This window comes from Caballeronia sp. BCC1704 (assembly GCF_902833455.1).
In the GTDB taxonomy this organism is placed as follows: Bacteria; Pseudomonadota; Gammaproteobacteria; order Burkholderiales; family Burkholderiaceae; genus Caballeronia.
Window position 1 is genome coordinate 1 of sequence record NZ_CADFFT010000009.1, and the last position, 21,056, is coordinate 21,056.

Below are 21,056 nucleotides of genomic sequence, written 5' to 3' on the forward strand. Positions count from 1 at the left end.
AAATCCCGGCGTTGCTTTGCAACAAGATCGGGAAGCCCGGCCTCATGCCTTATAAGACAACAAACAACGCCGCGAACATTCGCCGTCTGAAAGCGCGAATCGCGGAACTCGAAACCCATACCACCCGCCAAGATTTAGAGGCTGTGGGCCCAGGGTATGTCTATCGCCAGGACACAGCCGAAAATCGCGTTTCGTTCGAGTTCTCGGGCAAGCCCAACGATCAAACGCGGACCGATTTGAAGGCATGGGGCTTCCATTGGGCCCCCACGCAAGGAGTGTGGCTGCGGCAGTGGACAACAAACGCGGAAATAGCCGCTGCAAGCCTTCGCGCGCGGTTTGACGCGGCTTCGTCTCAGTGAGCCGGCCCGAGCCCTTGGCGAGCCTAGAAGGCCCTCCTCCGGGGCTTTTCATTGCAGCGGAGCGGGGGTCAAGAGCGAAAGCGGAGGCCGCAGCCCGCGCGCAGCGTGGGACCGGGCGAGCATTTCGGCGCCGGAGGCGCGCACTCTTGACGCACGCGCAGCGACTGACGCTCCGGGCTGTTGGGGGTTGCATAGCAGCCCCCGACTGCCCCGCGGCGAGCGAGATTTTGCCGTTCGTTTGTTTTTCGGCGCTTTTGCCGGTTCGGTCGATTTCGACTGATAGGCGGCCTTGCTCCCCCCTGTTTCTCGCGAGAGAGTGAATTGAAGCCGGCTTTTAAGCCGTTCATTTCAACTGCGAGGAGGAGACAATGCATAAAAGAAATAAGCTGCAAGGGCGTTTGGGCGCGTCAATTTTGCAGCGTGGTTTTACGCTGATTGAGCTTTTGGTGGTGATTGCAATTATTTCGGTTTTGGCTGCCGTTGCGATCCCTGCTTATAGCAACTATACGACCAAGTCAAAGTTTTCGGAGGTCGTGATTTCAACTGCTCCGACGAAAGCCGCGATAGAAGAATGCGTCCAAAATGATGCTTGTGTGGTCGATTCGCAAATTTCTATTTCGACAGTGGAAAGCGGGACGAACACAGGAAACAATGTGACGCCCGACATGCTCGCAAACAGCAAAGCGGCTTATACCGCATATATTATGGGAACTTGGCAAGCCCAGATTGCCGCGGGGATGATGACGCAAGCAGATTTAGACCAGCGGCTGGCAACGCAGTCTCTGAACGATCGCGTCGCCGGCCTAATGGCTTACGCAGCGACTCTCCCGGCAGACCAACAAAATTTCCAAGTGTCGCCGGGCGGCAATTACGTTTGTTGGTCTGCGACTTGCGGCGATCTCGCCGCGTTGCTCGGGGGAAATCTCGGAAGCGGGAGTTTCAACGAAAACGGAGTCACTCCCGCGCAGCTTACGCAAATCATAAATGCGGGCTTTGTGCCTGCAACGACCTTTGTTCAAGAGTATCAGAAGGCTGGGGGCAGCTCGGCGTCTGGATCGGCGAATATGACCAATCTCCCGTGCATTGGCCCCACGCCTTGCGCTCCGCCCACAAAATATGTCGCGACCGAAGCCGCGGATCCGTTCGGTGTTATAACCGCAACGGCTGTAAGCTCGTCCGGGCTTAACGGGGAAACCTTTGTGTTAATCCCTTCTATTTCTGGCGGTCGCGTGGATTGGAGCATTTCGGGAACTTGCAAGACTCGCGAGGGCGGTGCGCTCTGCTAGGCGGATGGCGATAGCCGGTCGAACTCGGCAGACCGGCGGCCTTGCTCTGTCCCTTTTCTCGCGAGAAACTAAACCTAATCCCGGTTGCGCGCAAACACGCGCGCTTAAATACAGGGAAAACTCACAAAGGAACGGAGACGGAAATGAAAAAACTGGCGCTGATTATCTTGGTGGCTTTCATGGCGTGCTTTCAGGCCGCCCATGCATCAGGAGTCGATGGAGCTTCCAAAATAGAAAATGTGAAATGCCGGAGTGGCGAACAGCATCTGTTGTTGGAAGTCGTCTACACATTCAAAGACTCAACAACGGCCACAAAAAAGGTTTTCATGTGTGCGCCAGTCGGCTTCGTTATCGGGCCAAAGCAATACCAAGAGCAAAACGACAACTTCGCGTATATGGCCCAAAAGGGCCGGCTGGAAAATGGCGCCGTTTCCGCAGGAGTGAGCTTCTTTGGCGTCGCGGAGCCGGAACCGCAAGATCGCTCGTTCCTCACCTACATTAGCGAGCTCTTCCGCTCCGGACAGTAAAGCCTTCGCGAAAACAATCGAACCCGCAAAAGAAGCGGAAAAAAGACAAAGGATAAAAATGAATTTCGGGCGCCCAAATATCCGCGGCTTCTCCCTCATTGAGCTGCTTGTTGGAATTGCCATAATCGGCATCGTGTCGGCCGTGGCAATCCCGGCATACAATAATTACACAACGAAGTCAAAGTTTTCCGAGGTTGTGATTGCCACTGCGCCGCTGAAAAACGAAATAACGACTTGCTTGCTTTCGGGTGATTGCGTTAAAGATGGCGCACCCTATCTCGCTTCCCTTGCCCAATCAGGCTCGACGGCGGCGGCTGCGACTGACCCTGCGAAATACAACGCGATTTTCGCAAGCGATGACCCAACGGGCAATTACCTGTATATCTACGACCAAGCGTTAGACGCCCAAAAAGCGGCCGCTAACGGGACCGCCCCGACAACTTCGCTCATCGGCTACGCCGACCTCGCCTTGTCCCAATTGAACCAAGGAATGGGGCTTTATGACTTGCCGGTTTCCGCGCGCGACTTGATGCAAGCTGGCGCGGATCCAAGCGGGTATCAATGCGTGGATACGGCCTCGGGCCAGTGCTCCGACATTATGAGCAAGATCTCCTCCGGGGAGCTCAGTTTCCAAAGCGCTGCAAACCTCGGCTTAATCATTTCCCGGCAGCAAGAAACGATGGCCCTTTCGCGCTACAACTTTCCGCCGGATTTCTCGCAAGAGGCTTCAACCGCAGTAAGTGCCACGCAGAATGCGGGCAGCGGTGATGGCGGGTTTTCGTGCATCGGCTCGGGGGCCGGATGCTCGCCGGGCTCTAAATATGTTTTGAGCGCCGTGGCGGATTCAAGCGGGGTCATCACGGCGACGGCGGTCAGTTCTAGCGGGCTGAACGGGGAGACTTTCGTTTTAATTCCCTCTTTCGCTGCGGGGCGAGTCGATTGGATCCAAAGCGGGTCGTGCAAAACAAGAGGCGGCGGCGCTCTCTGCTGATTAAAGCCCCGTTCTGGGGCTTTTTCTTTTGCGGCGCTAAAAAACTAGTTTCCGAAGATTTATATAACTCCCGACGAACGGGCTTGCTATTTACCCTTTCTCGCGAGAAATTGAATCATCGCAAGCAACTGCATGCGGCCCGTTAAACAACTTCCTCGGAGGAGACCAAATGAACAAAATCGCATTCGCCCTTATTTCCCTTTCCCTCGTTGCTGGCACGGCAAACGCAGCCGCTGGCGCTGGCGGCTCGCGCGGCGGGGTTTATCCGCTTCCTTATGCTTCCGCCCCTGCTGTTGCAAAAGCGAGCGAAGCGGTCAGCGCGGAAAAGGCGAATATGCCGGCGTCGGTGGACAAAAACATTCCCTCGACTTTCTATCGCACGAACGGCGGGAATGGCGGAGCCCACTGACCAACAAGCAACCCTGCCTCGGCGGGGTTTGTGCTTTTAAAGCTCGCTTCGGCGGGCTTTTGGGGTGACAGGCTTGGCGATGGGCCAAGCCATGAAAATCGGAAAATGGAGGAGATTATGACGCCGACAAGCAAAAAATGGCGCGAAACGCTCGCTAAAATCGGCCTCGTGCTGGAAAAGGTTAATCCGCTTCGCGACGGCGACCGCGGCACGAAAAACGGGTGGGTGGTTCACAATGGACAAGGCGGCCCGCGCGCGTATTTTTCGACGCTTGCGGACTTGGACGAAAAGGCATCGATCCTTTGGGGCGAGAAGTTAGAAAATGCAGAGCTTGCCGAAAGGGCGCTTTCGGGGGATCTTCTTGCGATGTGGGAGATTTCGGACGCTCCGGCTTTTCCGAAAACCTTCACTGCCTGGGGCGGGTGGTCCGCGAAAGCGAAGCATGCGGTCGAGCTGGGCGCTTACTTGATGCTCGCGAACCGCGGCAGCGATGACGCAACTTTTGTCGCCGAGATTTCGGCCGAACAATTCGGCGTTTTCTGCGGGATCGAGGATGAGTCAGAGCTTGAATGCGTCAAGCGTGCCGTAAATGTCGCCAATCGTGTGGGCGAGAATGCAATTGCGTATCAGCGCGACGGCGGCCCGGTGCGTGCTGGTGGTTTTTGCTTCGACCCGCAGGGTTAAGCGGCGTGGCCGCTTTAAGAGCCCGCTACGGCGGGCTTTTGCTTTGGTGTATAAAGGTTCTAGCGGCGAATGCCGCTTTAAATGGGCAGCGTTGCCCGAGAGCCTTGGACTTGTCCCCCGCCCAGCGCGGGGTTTTTTTTGCGCCCAAAAAATGGCGACGGGCTTTTTTCTTGCTGTCGGGCGGGAAACCGGAGGGGACCATGAGCCAGCCAAGTTTTGAGAGCTTTATGCAGCACCTAGGGATGCTCCTGCGCGATCAGCCGAAGGGCACGACAGCGGATCTCTTGGACCAAGTCTGCGCGTATTGGACGGGATGGGCGATTCAGGGGATTTATTTGCGCGAAGACGGCTCGGGCAGGCTGGATGACGATTTTGAGCTTGATGAGGGGGCCTGGCGCGAATGGCAGGCCGATCTGCTGGCCTGGCAGGCGCACCCTCGGTTCACATATCGCGAGGAGCTCTGCGAGTGGCTGAAAGAGCTTCCGCCCCGCGAGTCCGGGGGTTAGCCCCCAAGGGCATGAAAAAGCCCGCGTAGGCGGGCCTCTCGGGTTAAGTCGGGTCTTTGGCCCCGCCCCCGCTCGCTTCTTCGATTTCGCGCATGAGAGCCCATGCGTCTTCCATCAGTTCGTGCGCGGAGTCGGGCGCGGGCGTGCGTTCAAGCCGGATCTCGGGCAGCTTGTCGGGCCTTCCGTATTGCTCCCGAATGAACTCGGCGAGCATTTCTTTTGTATCCGCTCTTAGCATCACGCCGCCGCCAAAAATTGCGCCGTAGCCGTCGCCGGGATAGAGCCGGCCGTAGATGCCAAGAAATTGATAGTCGCAGTAAGTGCGGCTGATTCGCACAGACTGAATGATGCCGCCGACAGACCTAAACCCCTGTCCGTTTTCGAACGGCGCGACGCCTTTGAACGGCACGGCCTCTTCTTGCAAAACAATCATGTTCTCCTCCTCTGTGTCATACGGCCGGCGGCCGTTCTTATGCTATGTTATGTTATGCTATGCTAATACAAAGTCAACAGCCGCCTAGCGGCGAAATGGTGCATAAGTAGAGCTTCCGCGCGGCAGAAAAGACAAAGCCCCAGGCGAGGAGACCCCAGGGCTTTGACCACAGCGAAAGCGCCGGGTGGACGGATCCGGCGGGAATGGTTCTCTCGCAAAACAGAGTGAGTGTCAAGCCCCCGCCGATCATCGGGGCCCCACTCTCGGGCGTCGCGCCGGCGAGCTGCTCGTTGCGGCGACTTCGCCAGGGACGGCAACCGGCTCTGCTTTCCTGCGCCCGAATATCTCCCGTAAATCCTCACGCATTGCTAGCAGCAGATCGAGCGCGGCTTGATGCAGCAGCGGCAGGCCCGCCGGATTGCCAGTGCGTGCGGCATGGACAACCTTTTTCGCCGCCTCCCGGCGCTCGGCAGCTTCCTTTGTGAGCGGGTAGCGCTTCGCCTCTTCCTCGGCCTCTTTCAGTAGTTTTTCGGCGCCATCTGCGGGCGAGCTCCGCTCGAAGAGCGTGCGTTGCTCTTTCGCCTTGTTCAGCTTGTAGAGCCGAACGCGGGAAACTCGCTCGCCGTTGTCGATGCCTGTTTCAATCGCAGCCGGCGAGAATGATTGCCGATCGAACTCAACCCGAATCCCGCGCGCTGCGCATAGCTTTTTGAGCTTGTTTTCGGCCTGTTCAATGGCTTCGTGATCCATCGGCCGCGGCGCTGCCGTCGAAGCTCCGCGAAGCGGTGTTTGCGGGGCGCTGCTGGCCTTGACCCAGGGATATGGCGCGACGGGCACGCGAAGCGCCGTTGCCTGTTCTTTGGCTTCGAGCTCCGCAGCTTCTTTCGTATCGTGATCGGCGAGCCAGCTTGAAAAGCCTTCGCTGTCGCGCTTGTAGATTGCCCAAAATTGGGTGTCTGCACTCGGCCCTTCGGTTTGCCGCATAACGCGGCCATCGGCCTCGGTTCCCTCGAAAACCATCGGCCAAACTTCAACTTTTTCGATTTCTGCCATTTTGTCTCCTCCCTCGTCGCCGGCCGCCTCACTAGATCGGTCCCTTTTAGTTCTCTCGCGTTCGGGAGCATTTGTCAAAGCCTGGCGGCGGCCAGTTGCGATCGAAAAAACCGGGGCGGCGAGCCCATAAAGGCCAACAAAGGCTTTGCGGGCGATTTCATGGGCTCTCAACCCCTTTTCGCTCGCAAAACCGGAAGGCTTTCGAGCTGGCGTTTCCTAAGACAAGAAGACAAGCCTCGTTTTGTCCGGGTTTTCTCTCGGCGAAGGGATTTGGCTAGCTCTTTTTCCGGCGGAACCCCCGATTGGCCTACTTGCGGTGTTCTCCGGCCGACAAATCGTTGCAATGAATCAGGCCGCCGGCCGGCACCACCAGGCTTGCGCGAACGCTATCGAGCCCGCGAGCTCGACGCCAGAAAGAACGAATCCATTCGTTCCCATGTGCGAAAGCCGGCAGTCGTAGAGAGCCGGCAAGAGCTCCGCTTGCGCGCCATCGCCAGCGCGCAGCCGGGCAACATCGGCATAGCGCCCGAGCTCCGAAGAGCTCTCGTGGGAAACAAGCAAATCGGCGCGCACAGGCTCCGCTGTGCGGATTTGGCTTTGTTCGAGCGCTTTGCCGTGAAAGCGCATCTGCACGACGCGGACAAACATTGAGCCCCCGAAACACTGTATAAAAAAACAGTATTCTGGCGCGAAAATGCTCCCTCCGGGCGGGATCGCTCCCGCCGGCCGGCTTAGAGGGCGTCCGGATTAAGGCAAGTCCATGTTTTGCCTGCAAAGTCGAACTCGCTAAGCTCGCCGTTGAGCTCTTGATCCCTTGCGTATGCTTCGTAATCAATATATGCCGCAATCTCGGCTCGCGTGCGCTCCGGGATCTGCGGAAGCCAGGTCTCATCGAACCGCTCCGCCGCGGCGTCCTTCAAACTGGCTTCGCTCACAATCGCATCCTCGAGCTTTTCCAGTGCATCAGAGAGCTTGCAGCCGAGTTTCGAGAGCATGAAAAACAGCGCCGCGCGCTGCGATTCTTCCAGGTCTTCGAGCTCGTCAAACCACAAATTAATGTTGCCGGCGTCGATGCCAGCGGCTGCGAAAAGCTCGGGCTCGCCCGCGGATCCGTCGATAAACTCAACGGACCACTCCTCGACCACCGCTCCGTAATGATCGCGCCAGTGTTTGGTTTTTGCTTCGAGCTCTTCGGCCGAGGAAAAGAAAAAGCCGGTTGCCGGGCCATAAGGGTTTGCGAAGAAGTTAGCCATGCTGCCTCCGAGGGGTGGTTTCAGTGAGTGATGCTCTCGGGCTGAAACTCCTTCGCTCCGCCCTTGGGGGCGGCGGGGGTGGGGGCGCGAAGCAGCGGAGAAAAAAGAAAGCCGGCGTTTTGCCGGCTTTTGCGGTGATGCCCACGAACAGTCCCCTTCGCAAATCGATCAGGGGCTTTTTGTGGGCATGCAAAAGCCAACGCGGGCTTTCGTCGAAGCGTCTTGCGGAGCTCGCTTTAAAAAGGTGTTGGCGGGCGGCCGGCATGCCATGCCAAGCGCAGCGCTACGCGTGGCGAGACGGCGCGCTTTTCCGCCGGATTTTTCAATCGCAAGTAGTCATAGCCCGCGGCCTTTGCCGCGCGCACTGGATCCGTCGCGCTGCGCCGCCGGTTCTGCCGCTTGCTCTCGCTTAGCTTTTGCCAGGATTTCGGCGAGCTCGGCGGCTTCGCGCCGTGCGACGCCTTCGCCGGAGAAGCCGGCTTGCGCCAGAAGCTCCCGATAGATTGCGGCCTCCTCTGGCGCGGCGTTAAAAACTTGGTCCATCGGATCGCCGTCGATGATTTCCAAAAGCCGCGCCATACCTTCGCGGGCGTGCCGATCGGCCTCGGCGCAAAATTGATCGAATCCGCCTTGCAGCGTGTCGAGATTGGCTCTCCCCAAGGGCAGCGCAACAGGCTCCCGCGGCTTCCGCGGATATGGGTTCGTTCCAATAATCCAAACTTCGGCGCGTGCGCTCTCGGTGCTCGTCGCTGGCCTATTGTCGATAAAGCAAAAGCCAAAGCCCTTGGCCTCGCGAAGCAACTTCGCACTTGCGCCGGCCGGCGCGTTGGGATCGGCAGCCGCGCGGCTTTCGATTTTCTTGTATGCCCATGCGACTTGCTCGGCGAGCTCGCGCGCAGCGAACTCTTCGGGCGTTTTCGCCGGCTCTGCGCCGGGCGCGGTGTAGGCGCTATGCGCTTGCACAAGCTCGCGCACCTCTTCGCAAGAAAACGCCTTTATTGCTTCGTCCATGCCCCCTCCGCTGTCTCGCAATTGCCCGCAACGAATGCGGACGAAAAGCGTGTTTATAGCCTGTTTGCGCGCTGCTTTGTTGGCTGCGCGGGTAGCTGATTGCCGATCGCGCTAGCAATGGAAACCCCTTCGAGCTCCGCGAGAAAACCAAGAATTGCACGCCGCTTGTCGTCATATGCGCGCGGAGATGCAGCAACATGGCGCTTCAAAAACGCCACACTCTCCGAATCCATACCCTTGAAATAACGCCTGGCGAGCGCTCTGCGCGCGTCGGTCCAAACAACGCCGTCCGGTCCTAAATCGATATCGAGAGACCTTTGCCATTCGGGAAAGTCTTCCTCGAAAACTGAGAGCTCGCCGATGAGCTGCCCTAGCCATTCTGCTCTGTCCGGAGGCAGGCCAGCGAACAGATAGCCGTTCGCGTCGATTTGCCTTTTCCTGTCGGGGTCGGCGTCGCCGCATTGCCCCTCAACTGCTAATCGCGGCCGGCGAAGCAAGGCGAGCAAGGCGGCGGACAAATTGCGGAAAAAGCTCATAGTCGCCGCCCGGCCACGCGCCGCGCCGCGGGTGCGCATACGGCACCAAGCAAGCCCCCTTCTACCGCGAAAATTTGCGCAAGAGCCTCGCTCTCGCGCAGCGCGCGCCCTTTGCCAGTCAGCCCGAGCTTTTCTAGCAGCGGCATCACAAAACGATCAAGAGCCGCGGCTTTTGGATTGGCTGTCCATCTTGCCGGGAAAAATGGAGCGCGCTCGATCGCAAGGCGAGGCAAAGCCTCCTCAAACATCGAAAGCGAATCGAACTCGCTGGCAGCAACAGCGCACAGCAAGCGGAGCTCGATCGGCTGGCCGCCTGCCCTAAAAACAACCCAGGCTTCGAGCGTTTCGAGGCTCGAAAAACCAGGCTCTGCCGCCGCTTGCCAAGCGCCTGGCGCGATACGCCGATCCTCGGCGAACATCTTCCGCATGATTTCGTTTTTCGCGGCCTCGTATTGCCGGTGCAGCAAGTAGATTTCGCCGGTTGTGTCGAAGCTGACAAGCCGCGAGCGGAAGTTGCTTTTTTCGTAGTCTCCCGATCGCTCTTGCATGAGTCGGCGATGCGCCATGCCGGCGCTGCGCGGCGGGCCAGCTTGCAAAAGCGGCGCCGTAGATCGCTTAGCCAGCCGCGCCCCGTCTGCTGGCGTGAAGATGCGAATGTCGTTCGCTTGAATCGTCATGATCTCCTCCTCTCATTGTTTTGCTGCCTGCTCTTATATTTCTCGCGAGAAAAAAGCGGGGGGTCAAAGCCGCCGAGCGGCTTTTTCTCTGGCTTCGTCGCTTTTGTGAATATCGCTTCCTAGTGCCTCTGCTTCGCGCGCAGCTACCAGAGCCGCGAACTGCGAGCAAAAAGCCGCAAGTGCCTCCGGAAAGGAGGCTTGGGCAACAAGCAAAGGCGGAAAAATGTCGTCGCGCGCTGATAGCCAACGGGGAGCTTCGCGGGCGGCGTCGAACTCGATAGCGTGCAGGCACTTCGAGCAAGCGCCGCGGCAAACAAGCTCATGCCCAATCAACATGAATCGCCGGCCGGCGACGGTTGCTTGCGCGTAAGTTGTGTAAGAGCCGCCCATTAGATTCGCCGGGGTTTCTGACCCTCGGGCGAGGGCTCATCCTTCGCCGAGGCGATTTCCAACGCCAGCTCATAGGCAGCAAGAAAGCAGCATGCTTCGCCGATGAATTTCCCGGCGCTGCGTCTATGCAACTGCCGCGCCATTTGCTCCAAACCATCCGGATCGGTGGGGAACCACTCTCCTCCCGGCTGCCTCCAAAATCGCTCGTCCGTATCCTCAAAGCCATTCAGATAAGCGCAAAGCCATCCGTCCGGATAAGCAAAAAAGCGGGAGACTACAAGAGGGGGTTGCGTTCCGAAACGGAACTCATCAATGAGGGTTTGAAGGCGATCCGCGCGGGTGTCTTTTTCCGCATCCCATAAACGATCAAGATCCATCTCCCCCACAAGCCAAAGCCCTGCTCTGCTCGCAAGCGCCTCATATCCCTCAACGATCGGATTGCCGTTCTCTTCTTCGCAATCTTCGGCATAGGGGAAAAGCATCACAGCTTCGGCCTCTGACTCATTAAATGCTGCGACAGGGCCTCGCCCGAGCACTTGCGGGCTGCGACGGTCGGCGCACTCTCGCGCATCGCGCCATAGCGCTCGGCTCACAATTGTGTCCGTGCGCGCGTCGAAGAGAAACGCCATTTCCGTCCCATCTTTGAATACCGCCTTCCCAGTCTTTATCACCATTTCCTCCCCCTCCTCTGTTGGTGCTTTTCGCGCCGGTTAAGAGCGTTTCAAAGACGGCGCGGATTGCGAGCTGGCGCGGCGTCCGAAGATGCTTCATCCACGCCCGCGCGCAACGCCTCCGCTTCTAGGCGGGCTTTCCAGCGCGCGCGAGCCCGGTCCATGTCCGGCCGCAAGCTCATCAACGCGGCCATATATTCCGGAGTGTCTTCGAAGGGATCGCGCGGCATGCTAGCCAGCTCATCGACAAACCCACGCTCGCCCAATGCGTGGCGCTCTTCTTCGAGCATGCGATTGGCCTCGGGCAGGCTAATTGCGCCCATACGCGCAAGCGCAATCGGAATGGGCACTGTCTTGTAGCCGCCGAATCGGCTATGAGGAAGGAAACTCTTGAACGCCTCGCCGGCATTCGGTAAGTCGAATCCACGGAGCCAGGATCCAATCTTTTCCGCCTCAACTTTCGGGCTCCGTGCCTGAGAATCACGGCCCACCGGCAGCTTCTGCCGCCCCCACGCCCGCGCAACGATGTCAATTTTCAGAACAGGAACGGGAGCGTGGGCAGCGCTATCGCCTCGGATTGCAGAAGAAATGGCCTCTGCGGCTTTCGCAGGCATTTCGCCGCAATCAAGCTCAACGCGCGTCCACGCGTCGCGAGATTCCCCGATGAGCTCGCGCAAGAGCTCGCTTGGCGCGGAGCAACGAGCTGTGATAGTCAAATCTTTTCCTGCTTTCGGTGCTTTCATGGTGGTCTCCTGGGGATTGCGCAGCTTGCTTCTTGTGCTTCTAGCGTTTTCTTTCGGATAAGCAAGCCTGCGAGGCTCTCATTCGGAAAAAAACGAAATGGGCGACTTCCGCCGCCCGGCTTCTCACTTGATTTGTTGTGCCATCGCGGACAGCGCTTGCGCTTGCTGAGCCATGCTCGCCGATGCCTGCGCCGTGTCCTTGAAAATTCCGGCGCACATATAGATAACTGCGACAACGGCAGCCAGGACTAGCGCGCCCTTAACGATTTCTGCGTTCGTGAACATTTGAATCTCCTCAATTTGTTGGTGGGTTAAGTCGGGCTGTCCGTGCCTAACTCTTATGCTATGTTATGTTATGTTATGCTAGTATAACAAGGCCGCCTGTCGGGGCTTTCCGCCCGCCTAACACCGTAAAACTCAAAAAATTCTTGTAACGTGTAACGTTACAGGTTACACTATGAAGAATGCGGCTACGGGGCCGCGTGCGTCGGAGACCAACAAAATGAAAATCGCAAAAATCGCTGTTATCGCTTTGAAAACGCTTGTTGCCTACATCGGCATCGCAGCGTTCGCCCTTCTCGTTGTCGGAAGAGCCTGAGACAAACGGATCCGTTGAAAGAGCTAAATCGGCTCCATAGCCGAAAAAGCCGATGGCCGGTCGTTCTGCTGCTTGCTTTCTCGCGAGAAAAGAGAGAGCCTCATGCCACTTCGAGCTTTTCAACAACTAGGGAGGTCGCAATGAAAATCGCTGTTGCTGTCGCGCGCGGCCTCGGGCTCGTCGCAAAAGTGTTGCTCGCTTATGTCGTGATTGTCGCCGGGGTTCTGCTCGGGGCTCGAAGCCTCTAAGCAGGAAAGACAAAAAGGCATAGCAGTAGGACCAAGCCCCTTCGGGGGCTTTTTCTTTTTGTAGCGGAGCGGGGGTCAAGAGCGAAAGCGGAGGCCGCAGCCCGCGCGCAGCGTGGGACCGGGCGAGCATTTCGGCGCCGGAGGCGCGCACTCTTGACGCACGCACAGCGCCCCGACGCTCCGGGCTGTTGGGGGTTGCGTAGCAGCCCCCGACTGCCCCCGCGGCGAGCGGGCTTGTGCTTTTCCTTTCCGTTCTCTGATTTCCGCTCGGCGGCGCTCTCCCTCTGTTGATTCTCGCGAGGTGTTTTGCGAGCGTTTATGAATGGCGGATTTCGCCAGACACAGAGAGGAGGAGACCAACAATGCAAAAAACGGATAGATGCAAAGTGGCGGCTTTGCTCGTTGCTGCGGCTTGCAGCATCTTCGCAAACACTGCCAACGCCGACGAACTTTCGAGCGATCAACTCGCGGCAGCGGCTGCTGCCGGCTGGCAAATGCAGACGCAATTTGCCGCCGCTAGCGGTAGCGCTAATGGCCTCGCGCTGAATGCAGACAGCACAAGCCTGAGCACGCGCGGCACTATTTCCTCTGCCACGCTTTGGACTGCGGACGGCTGGGCGACTAGTCTAGTCGTTCCCGGCCCTAAGGGGGACACAGGCGCGACAGGGCCGCAAGGGCCGCAAGGCGTGCCCGGCCCTGCCGGCGCGAACGGAGCTGATGGCAGCTCGGGCTCTTCTGAGTGCGCGGGCGGAGCTCACGGCTGTGTTATTGGCTTCGGGACAACAGCTAAAACAAGTGCTTTGGACTGCGGCAGCACTTACGCTCAGTTTTCAGACGGGACGCAAGTCGTCATATACACGCCAAGCTACAACTGTGGCGGGGGCGGATCCTCGCACTGACAGCAGCAAGCAGGAGCCCCCTTCCGGGGGCTTTTCATTTGTGAAAAGCCTGAAAAGCCCGCTCGCCGCGGGGCAGTCGGGGGCTGCTATGCAACCCCCAACAACCCGGAGCGTTGGTCGCTGCGCGTGCGTCAAGAGTGCGCGCCTTCGGCGCCGAAATGCTCGCCCGGTCCCACGCTGCGCGCGGGCTGCGGCCTCCGCTTTCGCTCTTGACCCCCGCTCCGCTTAAAACCGTTTCCCGGCCGCCCCGCCCTCCTTATCCGATAGGCGGTAGTTGCGCTCGATCAATTCTCGCGAGAAGTTGAACCGGGGCCCCTCGCAAACCGGGGGGAAAGAAACAAAGGAAAGGAGGCGCGCCGATGGCATGGAATAAGGGAACGCGACCGCCGGAGCTTTCGTTTACCGCGAGTGAAGAGCTTATTTTCAAGAGCAGGCTACTCGCGAAGAAACGGAAACAAACTCTCAGCAAATTGCTTCGAGGGCTGCTTACGGCGGAGATCAATCGAGAAGAAGAGAGCGAGCTCGGCAGGATTTCGAGCTGGCAAGAAGTGAAGGGGCCGCTCGATGGAGAAGCATGAGCTTGCGCGCGCGCTGCGCGTTTTTTCGTTTCTCGCTGCGCCGCCGGGGGCCTGGTTCGATGCCCTGTTTTTCTCGGCGCTTGTGTGCGCCGTTATGGGCGCGGCGGTCGATTTTCTTTGGAAGCTTGTGCTTGGTTTCGAGCTCTATGCGATTCAGCAAGCCTACGCGCCTGTTCTCACAGTCGGATGGCTCTTGATCGCGCTGGCGGTGCTCGCCAAGCGGCCAAAGATGGGCGATGAGGCGTGGAGAAAGTCTTTCGCCATTCTGCGCCTGAGCGATGACGGGACGGACAAGCCAGGCAAATAAGGGCGGTGCCAGGGCGGTAGGACGGTGTTTCAACAGCTTTTTTCGCGCGCGAACGCAAAGGGGAAAGCATCACAGAGGAGGAGAAAAATGATTAAAAAATTGAGAAGCAAAGCATCGCAGGCCGGGACTATCGCCCTTGGCCTGGCTTTGCTTTCAGGCCCGGCCTTCGCCGATGGCCTCGATATGTTTCAGCCTGTCGCGGGCGACAAGTCAATCTCAATGCTCTTAGGCAAGGTGTTCGGCCAGCTTTTCGGTGGCTCCGAAGTGCCGCTGCAAGCCGCTTTTCAGAAATACAACGGCGTTGCCTTGCTCCTGGGCGGGATCATTACTTTGTATGTTCTTGTCGCCGGCACGATGATGACCGCGCACGATGGCGAAAATATGGGCCGGAAGTGGTCTAGCGTGTGGATTCCCATTCGCACGGCGATTGCAACGGCGATGCTCACGCCGATTACCGGCGGCTCTGCCGCGGGCTATTGCGCTGCTCAGTTGCTGATGGCGTGGGTCACGACGCAAAGCGTTGGCCTGGCGGATGATGTTTGGACGGGCTACGCGACAAGCAATTTTTCGCAGCAAGGCATGACGCCACAAACGCAACTGCCCGCTGTCGATGAGCTGGCCGCCGCGGTTTTGAAAAGCCAGGTTTGCATGCTCGGCGCGAACTCTGTCGCGCGGGCGGATGCCTCCTCGGGATCCCTATTGAAGCCGGATTTTTCGGCAACGGACTTGCCCAACGGCTCGGGCCGCGCATATGGCTCCGCCTCGATGGGCTCTGCCGTGTGCGGCTCTGTTCGCTATACGGCGACGGTTGACGCCAATCCGCAGGGCCAAAACATCGTTAGCGGTGGCGATCTCAATTCTTCTTTCGTCACGAGTTTCTTTGGCCTGGATGCCATGACGGGCAAAGCGGCAGCTCTGCGGGGCTATCACATTCAAGCAGTCTCCAAGCTGGAAAGCGATTTGCAGCCGATCGCGCAAGCGATTGTCGATGGCAAGAGCGTTGATCCCTCTGCCTACACAGCAGCGATCACAAACTATCAAAACTCGATCGGTCGGGCTGCGGCTCAGTTGATGGGTTCCGAAGCGGCTTTTGCGGAAGTCGCGGACTCGGCGTCGAGAGATGGTTGGGTCACAGCGGGGTCATGGTTTTCAAAAGCGAGTGCCATGCAAGATGCCGCCTCGCGCGCCGCTGCTGCTGTCCCGACGACAACGGCTCCCCAATCGCTTGGCCTGATTCAAGCAGATATCGACAAAGAATACGCCGTCCTGGATGCTTTCCATAAGAAAGCGAGCGGCTGGGGCTTGAACGATCCCGCCGCCCATGACGACACTTCTAGCGGGCCTCTCGGAGAGCTCTTGCATTTCGTCGGCCAGAAGTTCAACAGCGGCATCTACTCTTTGCTGCGAGTCAATCCCAATCGCAATGGCCTCATGTCTGTCAAGGACATTGGCGACGGGCTTGAAAGCACAGGCAACGCAATTCTTGTGGTCGGTTTGGGCGCCAGTTTCACGGCGGAAATGGGCACTGGCGCGGCGCAAGGCTTGTCTCTCGGCATCATTCAAAAGCCGCTTGCAACGCTGACGGCGCTTAACACGATCATCATGACTGTCAGCGGCCTAGTTCTTGTCCTGGGCTCTTTCATGGGCACGATTCTGCCGAATCTTCCGTTGCTGCTCTATTTTGGAGCGGTTATCGGTTGGGTTCTGCTTGTCTGCGAAGCGATGGTTGCCGCTCCGCTGTGGATCCTCATGCATTTGCGCCCGGACGGCGACGGCGCGACGGCCGGGAATCAACAAGGCTATATGTTGCTTGCTAGCCTCGCATTGCGTCCGGTGTTGATCGTGTTCGGATTGATCTTTTCTTTCTGCGTGCTCGATCCCGTTTTGCAGCTTTTCAACTCGCTTTTCTTGCCCTCTTTTCAGTCGGCAATGTCGGAAAGCTTCGTCGGAATCTCGGCAACGATCACAATGGCCGGCCTCTATTTCGGCGCCATTTTTAAGATCATGACGACGATTTTTGGCTTCATGCACAAGATCGGCGATCAGGTCTTGCGTTGGATGGGCGGCGGCCACGAGCAGCTTGGCGAATCGGCGTCCGCGATCGCAGAGGGTGGGCGCGGTGGCGCATTCTTCGCGCTCAACAACACGCAAAAAGGCTCGCCTGGCGGCGCTCCTCGGGGGGCTGCTGGCGGTCGTCCTGATTCGGCTGGTGGCGGGCGTGGCGCTGGCGCAGCGTCCGACTTGATGGGGGGCGGCCCTATGCCGGAGAAGCGTCAAAACGCGAGCGCGGGCGAGAGCGACTCGATGGGCGTAAGCGGTGGGTCCGCCCGCGGTGGATCCTCGCCTTCGAGCTCTGGCGGCGACGGCCCAATGCCGGAAAAGCAATTTGTCGATAACCCGACAAGCCGCTCTGCGTCAGGCGACTCTTTCGGATCTTCGGCGAGCGGCAGTGGAACGCGCAGTGCAAAGACGGCCGCCGAGGCGTGGGCATCGGAATCCGTTGAGCCGGGCCCCGGCTTCTCGCGCCGCGCTCGCGGGCAGGTTGTCGAGCAAGGCAAAGCCCCTTTCCGAAACGAAGAGGGGGCCGCTGAGAGTCCGTTTGTGAAGCTGCGCCAGCCAAACGGCGAGACTTCGACTCATTGGGGCAAGGGACTGCCGGGCGCACTTAGGCTTGCCGGCGTAAAAACCGGCGATTACGCGGAGCTGGCGCAAATGAAGGCGCAGGAAAGCGCTGACGGCAAATCCGCTCCTCGCGCGTGGATCGCTTCGAAGTTTGACGGCGCAAGCGAGGGCAACGAAGCCTTCGCTTGAACGGCAACGCGGCAAAGTTGGGGGGGGTGCAAAGCCCCCCTTTTTTCCACACAAAACGGGGGGGCACATGGCGGCAGACTATACGAAAAGGACGACTAATCAAGAGGCATCTGACCTCGGCAAATACTTTGCCGATCAGTTCAATGCTGCGGATGGCAACAGCCCCCGAGCAACGCCAAGGGCAATCGGGGCGTTGCTCTCTGAGAGTGAGGCATCCAAGCGAGCGAAGCCCTTGCCGGCCGCTTGCGATGAATGGGCAGCGGCGGAGCGCGCTCAGCAAGAGCGTGCCGTTTTTTGGCTGCAAGAGCGGCAAAGCGATTCGTGGCATGAGCTAATGCCGATCAAGAAAATGAACGAACTCGCAAAGTCTGCGGAAGCTCGCGGCGATCGCGAAAAAGCCCGCATCTTGCATGCCGTGCGTTGCTTGATGCTTAACGAAGAGAGCTTGCGGCCTAGCGCCCGCCCGCCCGGCGAGATAGGCACAGCGGAGCAAGTTTTCGCGCTTGAATCGAGCTTTCCCAACTTCGCGGATGTGATTCAGGATATTGGCGTGCAAGCCGATCTTTTTCACGCAGCGCGCGCGGGCGGAGAAAGGGCTTTTCTGCGCCTCCCGCCGCTTCTACTGTGGGGTGAGCCAGGGACGGGCAAAACAAGCTTTCTGGAAGCCCTTTCTCGCGTCCTGGGCGTGCCTCTTTTCATGCAGCCCTGCCACAGCTCTTTGCCTGCGCACACATTCAGCGGCTTGGCCGCGGGCTATGCGTCGGCGAATCCTGGCCGCGTTTTCGAAGTTGCCGCGGCGAGCCCGATTGCAACGCCGCTCTTCGTGCTCGATGAAATCGACAAACTGGATCAGAGCGGCGAGGATAGCCCCTTGGGCGCGCTGCTCGCGTTGTTTGAGCCCACGACTGCAAAGAGCTTCTTCGATGACTTTCTGCTTATGCCGTTCGATGCGTCGCGCATGCTGCTGGCGACAACGGCCAATGATCCCGAACGGATCCCTGCGCCGTTGCGTTCGCGGCTGACGCCCTACAAGATCGGCCTTCCCACGGAAGCGCAAATGAGGCAAATTGCGCGCGAGATCTATCGGGAAATGCTGCGCGAGCGCGGGCTTTCTCGCGTTTTTGATGCAGAGCCCGGCCCTGGCTTCGTTGAGACAGTGGCCGCCGGCAGCGTGCGCGAGCTGAAAAGCATTGTCGAGCGGGCGCTTCTATCCGCCCGCTATGCCGGCCGCCGCGCGCCGATCGCGCTCGATGCAAAAGCCGCGATTGCCGCCCGGATCCGCAACGCTCCACGCATTGACGATTGAGGATTGAGGGGGAGCGGCAAAGCAAAAGGCCCGCGAAGGGCCTTTTCTTTATTTCTGCGCGCCGTTCTCAGAGTCTACGGCTGGGGCGGTCTGCCGCTGCTCGGAGTGGCAACGCGTTCGCTACCCCCGTCGCCTGCGCCAACTTGTGGGCTTCCGATGCTGCCGCCCACTGCATGGAATCCGCTCTCTGGGCTTCTCCGAATCGAACTCGAAGGGCGGTATGCGCTTCGCTCGCTTTCGCCTCGGCGCTAGCTAGGGCGTGCCCCGCCTTAGACCATTCTGCCCGCGCCCGTTCCTCGGCCGCTGGCGTTGCTGCGTAGAATCGATCCATGGCGGTCTTTGCAACCGCCATTGCGGCGCGATAGTCCGTATGTTTCGCCGAAAGCTCATCAATCAACGCCATCGTTGCATCGCCGATCAGCAGATACGGATCCGGCTCTGCATATGGATCTTCGCTCCCCGTCAATTGCGCCGCCCATTCTTGCGCAGCCCATTGCAAAGGCGCGACAACATCGGGCGCAAGGTGGCTCAGCTCGCTTGTGAGCCAAAGGTGGAGCCGCTTAAAGCCAATCATAACGATCCCCCTGGGGCATTGTGAGCATGTGCTTGATAGACTTAGATTCTCGCGAGAAACGGTCGGTAGCAAGGCCAGCGGTCGGATTTTTAGCCGTTCACCGTTCCCTCCCGTCTTCGTCGGTTCCAGTGATTGCACAAAAAAAAAGGCCCCGTAAAGGGCCTTTTCTCTTGGTTTAAGCGGGGTCCGCTCAGAGCCTGCGGGGTTTGTTCATTGCCCGAGCCAAACCGGCAAAATCTCCGCCTTTCCGCGCCTTTGAAACTTCGCCCACGCGCCAAAGCTCCTCAGCTTCGGCCTGGGCTTGCGCCGCAGCGCGCGCCAGCTCGTTTGCTCGATCAAGCGAGTCTTGCTCTGTTTGCGCCGCCATCGGCTCGCCTACTTTCCAGAGGGGTTCTTGATCCTTCTCTTCTTGGAAGTCGCGCCATTCCTCCGGAACGCTTTCGTCGTCTGCGTCGACAGTTTCGAACTCGCCGATCAAGGGCGGCGGCGGAGCGTTCTCATTGAGATTGATAGGCCGAGCGTCGATAGTGAGCAGCCGCGCCGACTTGGCATCTTCGCGCAACTGTTCGCCAAGTTTCCGTGCTGTTTCCGCGCCCATCTTCTGCCGATTCCGATTTTTTTCGGAGCCAGCGCCCCGCAAAAGGTCGAAGCGCCGCAACGCATCAGTGAACTCCAAGACACTCATGCCGCCCGCGTTTTCAAGCATTGCTTCACCTTTCTTGAAGAGATAAATGATCCCCTCAAAGTCTTCTTCGTGCTCCATGGGCCGCTTCTGTTTAATATGCCCCCAAGTCGCTCCGCCCCCTGCTCGCCGGGCTTCGTTGGTGTAGTTTTGGGCTTTAAGCATCTGCTCCGCTGGCGTGGCCCCCTCTCCTGCCCACGCATAGCCATCGACAATAAAATTGCCCATGTTCGCGCCGACAAACGAATAGAAGCTAATCACCTTCTGGTAAGCGGCAATGTCTTCCGCTGTCGTCGTGTCCGAGTCGTCGTGCTTGCGATAGCGATCAATGAGGATTTGCACGGCCTTGGCCGCCGCAACGCCGGCTTCTTCGGAAACAATGTCTTCGAGAATGACAGCGCCCGCGCTCGCGAGAGCAAACAAATGCACAAGCCGTTGCTCGTCTTTGAAGTGCCGGAGCTCGTGGGAGGTGCGCAAGTTTTCCGAGGTTGTGCGGAACTCGCTGAGCCAGCTTTCGCGCTTCTCCTCGTCCGTTTTCAGCGTCGCGATGATCTCCGGATAGATATGGCCGTAGTTCTCTTGCAGCTTCATGCCGTATTCCGCCGTTTCTGTCACGACTTCGAATGTGCCCACTTCGGGGTCTTCAATGTCGAGCTCAAACAAACGAGAAACAAGGGCTTCTTCCTTCGGAGCTCCGCGCACGGTGACGGAGATTCGGGCGTTGCCGCTCATTATGAAAATGAGGTCCCACACCGCGCCGGCAATAGCGCGCTGATCGCGGCTCGATTTGCTACGGCCGCCGTTGTTGGTGTAATACATCAAGTCTTCGGCGCCGGAAAACCGCGGGCGGGCCGCAATTTCGTCGGCTTCGTCAACACACAAAAAGCCATGCGTCGCGCCGGCAAAAATGTGTTCAAAGCCGGCCATCGTCGTTTTTTGATCGTTGACGATTCCGCCTTCTTTCCCTGGCTTTCCTTGCAGGCTCGCGCATGAGTTGAGCATCAGCGTTTTGCCGCGGGAGCGCTTGCCGAAGATTTGGACGATCGGCGAGAAGAGAAACTTCAAATCAGCCGCGAAGCCACGCAGATAGCTGCCCGAGGCGACGGCGAGCAAGAAGGCGAACGCCGGAGAGGTTTCACACATGCGCGACAACACAATCTTTTGAATCTCAGCGCTGCCGGCTTTTGCGCTCATCGGCCGAGCCCGGCCGGTGTAAAGCGGCGAGCCAGGGCGAATGTGCTCGTGCGTTTCGATGCCAGTTCGCGGATCTGCGATCTTGACCCAACCGCATGTTGAGTAGCCCGTCCGCGTCGGAATCTGCGTCGCAGTGTTGTAAATGACGCTCTTCCAGAGCTCTGCAACTTTGATTTGCTTCGCTGTGCCAAGCGGGTTCATCCAGCCGGGCAAAGGGCCGTCCGTTGTGAATCGTGCGAGCTCGCCGAGCTCCACGATATTTGTCCTCTCGCTGCGATTTGCGCTGCGATAGAGCATCTTCACATAGAACTTCTCGTCAGCGCCGCTTGC

At 58.7% G+C, this 21,056-nt stretch carries 22 protein-coding genes and 1 pseudogene; 11 read left to right on the plus strand and 12 right to left on the minus strand.

Annotated elements, in window-relative coordinates; translation table 11 throughout:
* The 7 genes and pseudogenes from HWX53_RS27500 to HWX53_RS27190 form a co-directional block, all read left to right on the plus strand.
* Positions 1 to 359: pseudogene (locus tag HWX53_RS27500) on the plus strand (conjugal transfer protein TraC); the annotation flags it as partial.
* Positions 360 to 727: 368 nt separating this feature from the next.
* Positions 728 to 1,645, plus strand: a complete 918-nt coding sequence (locus HWX53_RS27990; RefSeq protein ID WP_175946662.1) for a prepilin-type N-terminal cleavage/methylation domain-containing protein — start codon at positions 728 to 730, stop codon at positions 1,643 to 1,645.
* Between the two features lie 143 nt (positions 1,646 to 1,788).
* Positions 1,789 to 2,172, plus strand: coding sequence for a hypothetical protein (locus HWX53_RS27170; RefSeq protein WP_175946664.1), 384 nt, complete (start codon positions 1,789 to 1,791; stop codon positions 2,170 to 2,172).
* Between the two features lie 58 nt (positions 2,173 to 2,230).
* A complete protein-coding gene (locus HWX53_RS27175) occupies positions 2,231 to 3,163 on the plus strand; it encodes a prepilin-type N-terminal cleavage/methylation domain-containing protein (protein ID WP_175946666.1) in 933 nt (310 codons plus the stop codon).
* Positions 3,164 to 3,332: 169 nt separating this feature from the next.
* Positions 3,333 to 3,572, plus strand: coding sequence for a hypothetical protein (locus HWX53_RS27180; protein WP_175946668.1), 240 nt, complete (start codon positions 3,333 to 3,335; stop codon positions 3,570 to 3,572).
* Positions 3,573 to 3,689: 117 nt separating this feature from the next.
* Complete coding sequence (locus tag HWX53_RS27185; protein WP_175946670.1) at positions 3,690 to 4,256, plus strand: hypothetical protein; 567 nt, start codon at positions 3,690 to 3,692, stop codon at positions 4,254 to 4,256.
* Between the two features lie 200 nt (positions 4,257 to 4,456).
* Positions 4,457 to 4,762: a hypothetical protein gene (locus HWX53_RS27190; protein WP_175946672.1), complete on the plus strand. Its 306-nt coding sequence runs from the start codon at positions 4,457 to 4,459 to the stop codon at positions 4,760 to 4,762.
* A 43-nt stretch (positions 4,763 to 4,805) separates the two neighbouring features.
* Here HWX53_RS27190 and HWX53_RS27195 read toward each other — a convergent pair whose 3' ends face one another.
* The 10 genes from HWX53_RS27195 to HWX53_RS27240 form a co-directional block, all read right to left on the minus strand.
* Positions 4,806 to 5,195, minus strand: a complete 390-nt coding sequence (locus HWX53_RS27195; protein WP_175946674.1) for a hypothetical protein — start codon at positions 5,193 to 5,195, stop codon at positions 4,806 to 4,808.
* A gap of 246 nt (positions 5,196 to 5,441) precedes the next feature.
* Positions 5,442 to 6,248: a hypothetical protein gene (locus HWX53_RS27200; RefSeq protein WP_175946676.1), complete on the minus strand. Its 807-nt coding sequence runs from the start codon at positions 6,246 to 6,248 to the stop codon at positions 5,442 to 5,444.
* Between the two features lie 348 nt (positions 6,249 to 6,596).
* Positions 6,597 to 6,896, minus strand: coding sequence for a hypothetical protein (locus HWX53_RS27205; RefSeq protein WP_175946678.1), 300 nt, complete (start codon positions 6,894 to 6,896; stop codon positions 6,597 to 6,599).
* Positions 6,897 to 6,979: 83 nt separating this feature from the next.
* Positions 6,980 to 7,501 carry an antirestriction protein ArdA gene (locus tag HWX53_RS27210; protein WP_175946680.1) on the minus strand — a complete coding sequence of 174 codons (522 nt, stop codon included), beginning with the start codon at positions 7,499 to 7,501 and terminating at the stop codon, positions 6,980 to 6,982.
* Positions 7,502 to 7,837: 336 nt separating this feature from the next.
* Complete coding sequence (locus HWX53_RS27215) at positions 7,838 to 8,512, minus strand: hypothetical protein (RefSeq protein WP_175946682.1); 675 nt, start codon at positions 8,510 to 8,512, stop codon at positions 7,838 to 7,840.
* A gap of 53 nt (positions 8,513 to 8,565) precedes the next feature.
* The gene (locus HWX53_RS27220; RefSeq protein ID WP_175946684.1) at positions 8,566 to 9,048 is read right to left on the minus strand and encodes a hypothetical protein; all 483 of its coding nucleotides are present in this window, start codon (positions 9,046 to 9,048) and stop codon (positions 8,566 to 8,568) included.
* Complete coding sequence (locus tag HWX53_RS27225; RefSeq protein ID WP_175946686.1) at positions 9,045 to 9,725, minus strand: hypothetical protein; 681 nt, start codon at positions 9,723 to 9,725, stop codon at positions 9,045 to 9,047. Before HWX53_RS27225 ends, HWX53_RS27220 begins: the two co-directional genes overlap by 4 nt.
* Before the next feature lie 389 nt (positions 9,726 to 10,114).
* On the minus strand, positions 10,115 to 10,789 hold the full coding sequence (locus tag HWX53_RS27230; protein WP_175946688.1) for a hypothetical protein: 675 nt from the start codon (positions 10,787 to 10,789) through the stop codon (positions 10,115 to 10,117).
* A gap of 47 nt (positions 10,790 to 10,836) precedes the next feature.
* A complete protein-coding gene (locus HWX53_RS27235) occupies positions 10,837 to 11,529 on the minus strand; it encodes a hypothetical protein (protein ID WP_175946689.1) in 693 nt (230 codons plus the stop codon).
* A gap of 123 nt (positions 11,530 to 11,652) precedes the next feature.
* Positions 11,653 to 11,814: a hypothetical protein gene (locus HWX53_RS27240; RefSeq protein WP_175946691.1), complete on the minus strand. Its 162-nt coding sequence runs from the start codon at positions 11,812 to 11,814 to the stop codon at positions 11,653 to 11,655.
* 1,819 nt (positions 11,815 to 13,633) lie between these two features.
* Between HWX53_RS27240 and HWX53_RS27245 the strand changes: the two genes are divergently transcribed.
* From HWX53_RS27245 to HWX53_RS27260, 4 genes are all read left to right on the plus strand, one after another.
* Complete coding sequence (locus tag HWX53_RS27245) at positions 13,634 to 13,852, plus strand: hypothetical protein (RefSeq protein ID WP_175946693.1); 219 nt, start codon at positions 13,634 to 13,636, stop codon at positions 13,850 to 13,852.
* Positions 13,839 to 14,159 carry a hypothetical protein gene (locus HWX53_RS27250; RefSeq protein WP_175946695.1) on the plus strand — a complete coding sequence of 107 codons (321 nt, stop codon included), beginning with the start codon at positions 13,839 to 13,841 and terminating at the stop codon, positions 14,157 to 14,159. The genes HWX53_RS27245 and HWX53_RS27250 overlap by 14 nt, the downstream gene beginning before the upstream one ends.
* Before the next feature lie 87 nt (positions 14,160 to 14,246).
* Positions 14,247 to 16,970 (plus strand): DotA/TraY family protein, encoded by a 2,724-nt coding sequence (locus HWX53_RS27255; RefSeq protein ID WP_175946697.1) that lies wholly within the window; start codon positions 14,247 to 14,249, stop codon positions 16,968 to 16,970.
* Between the two features lie 67 nt (positions 16,971 to 17,037).
* Positions 17,038 to 18,276: an AAA family ATPase gene (locus HWX53_RS27260; protein WP_175946700.1), complete on the plus strand. Its 1,239-nt coding sequence runs from the start codon at positions 17,038 to 17,040 to the stop codon at positions 18,274 to 18,276.
* Positions 18,277 to 18,343: 67 nt separating this feature from the next.
* Here HWX53_RS27260 and HWX53_RS27265 read toward each other — a convergent pair whose 3' ends face one another.
* The gene (locus HWX53_RS27265) at positions 18,344 to 18,850 is read right to left on the minus strand and encodes a hypothetical protein (RefSeq protein WP_175946702.1); all 507 of its coding nucleotides are present in this window, start codon (positions 18,848 to 18,850) and stop codon (positions 18,344 to 18,346) included.
* A 190-nt stretch (positions 18,851 to 19,040) separates the two neighbouring features.
* Positions 19,041 to 21,056: DUF927 domain-containing protein (locus HWX53_RS27270; protein WP_175946703.1), on the minus strand; the 2,016-nt coding region annotated here is incomplete at its 5' end.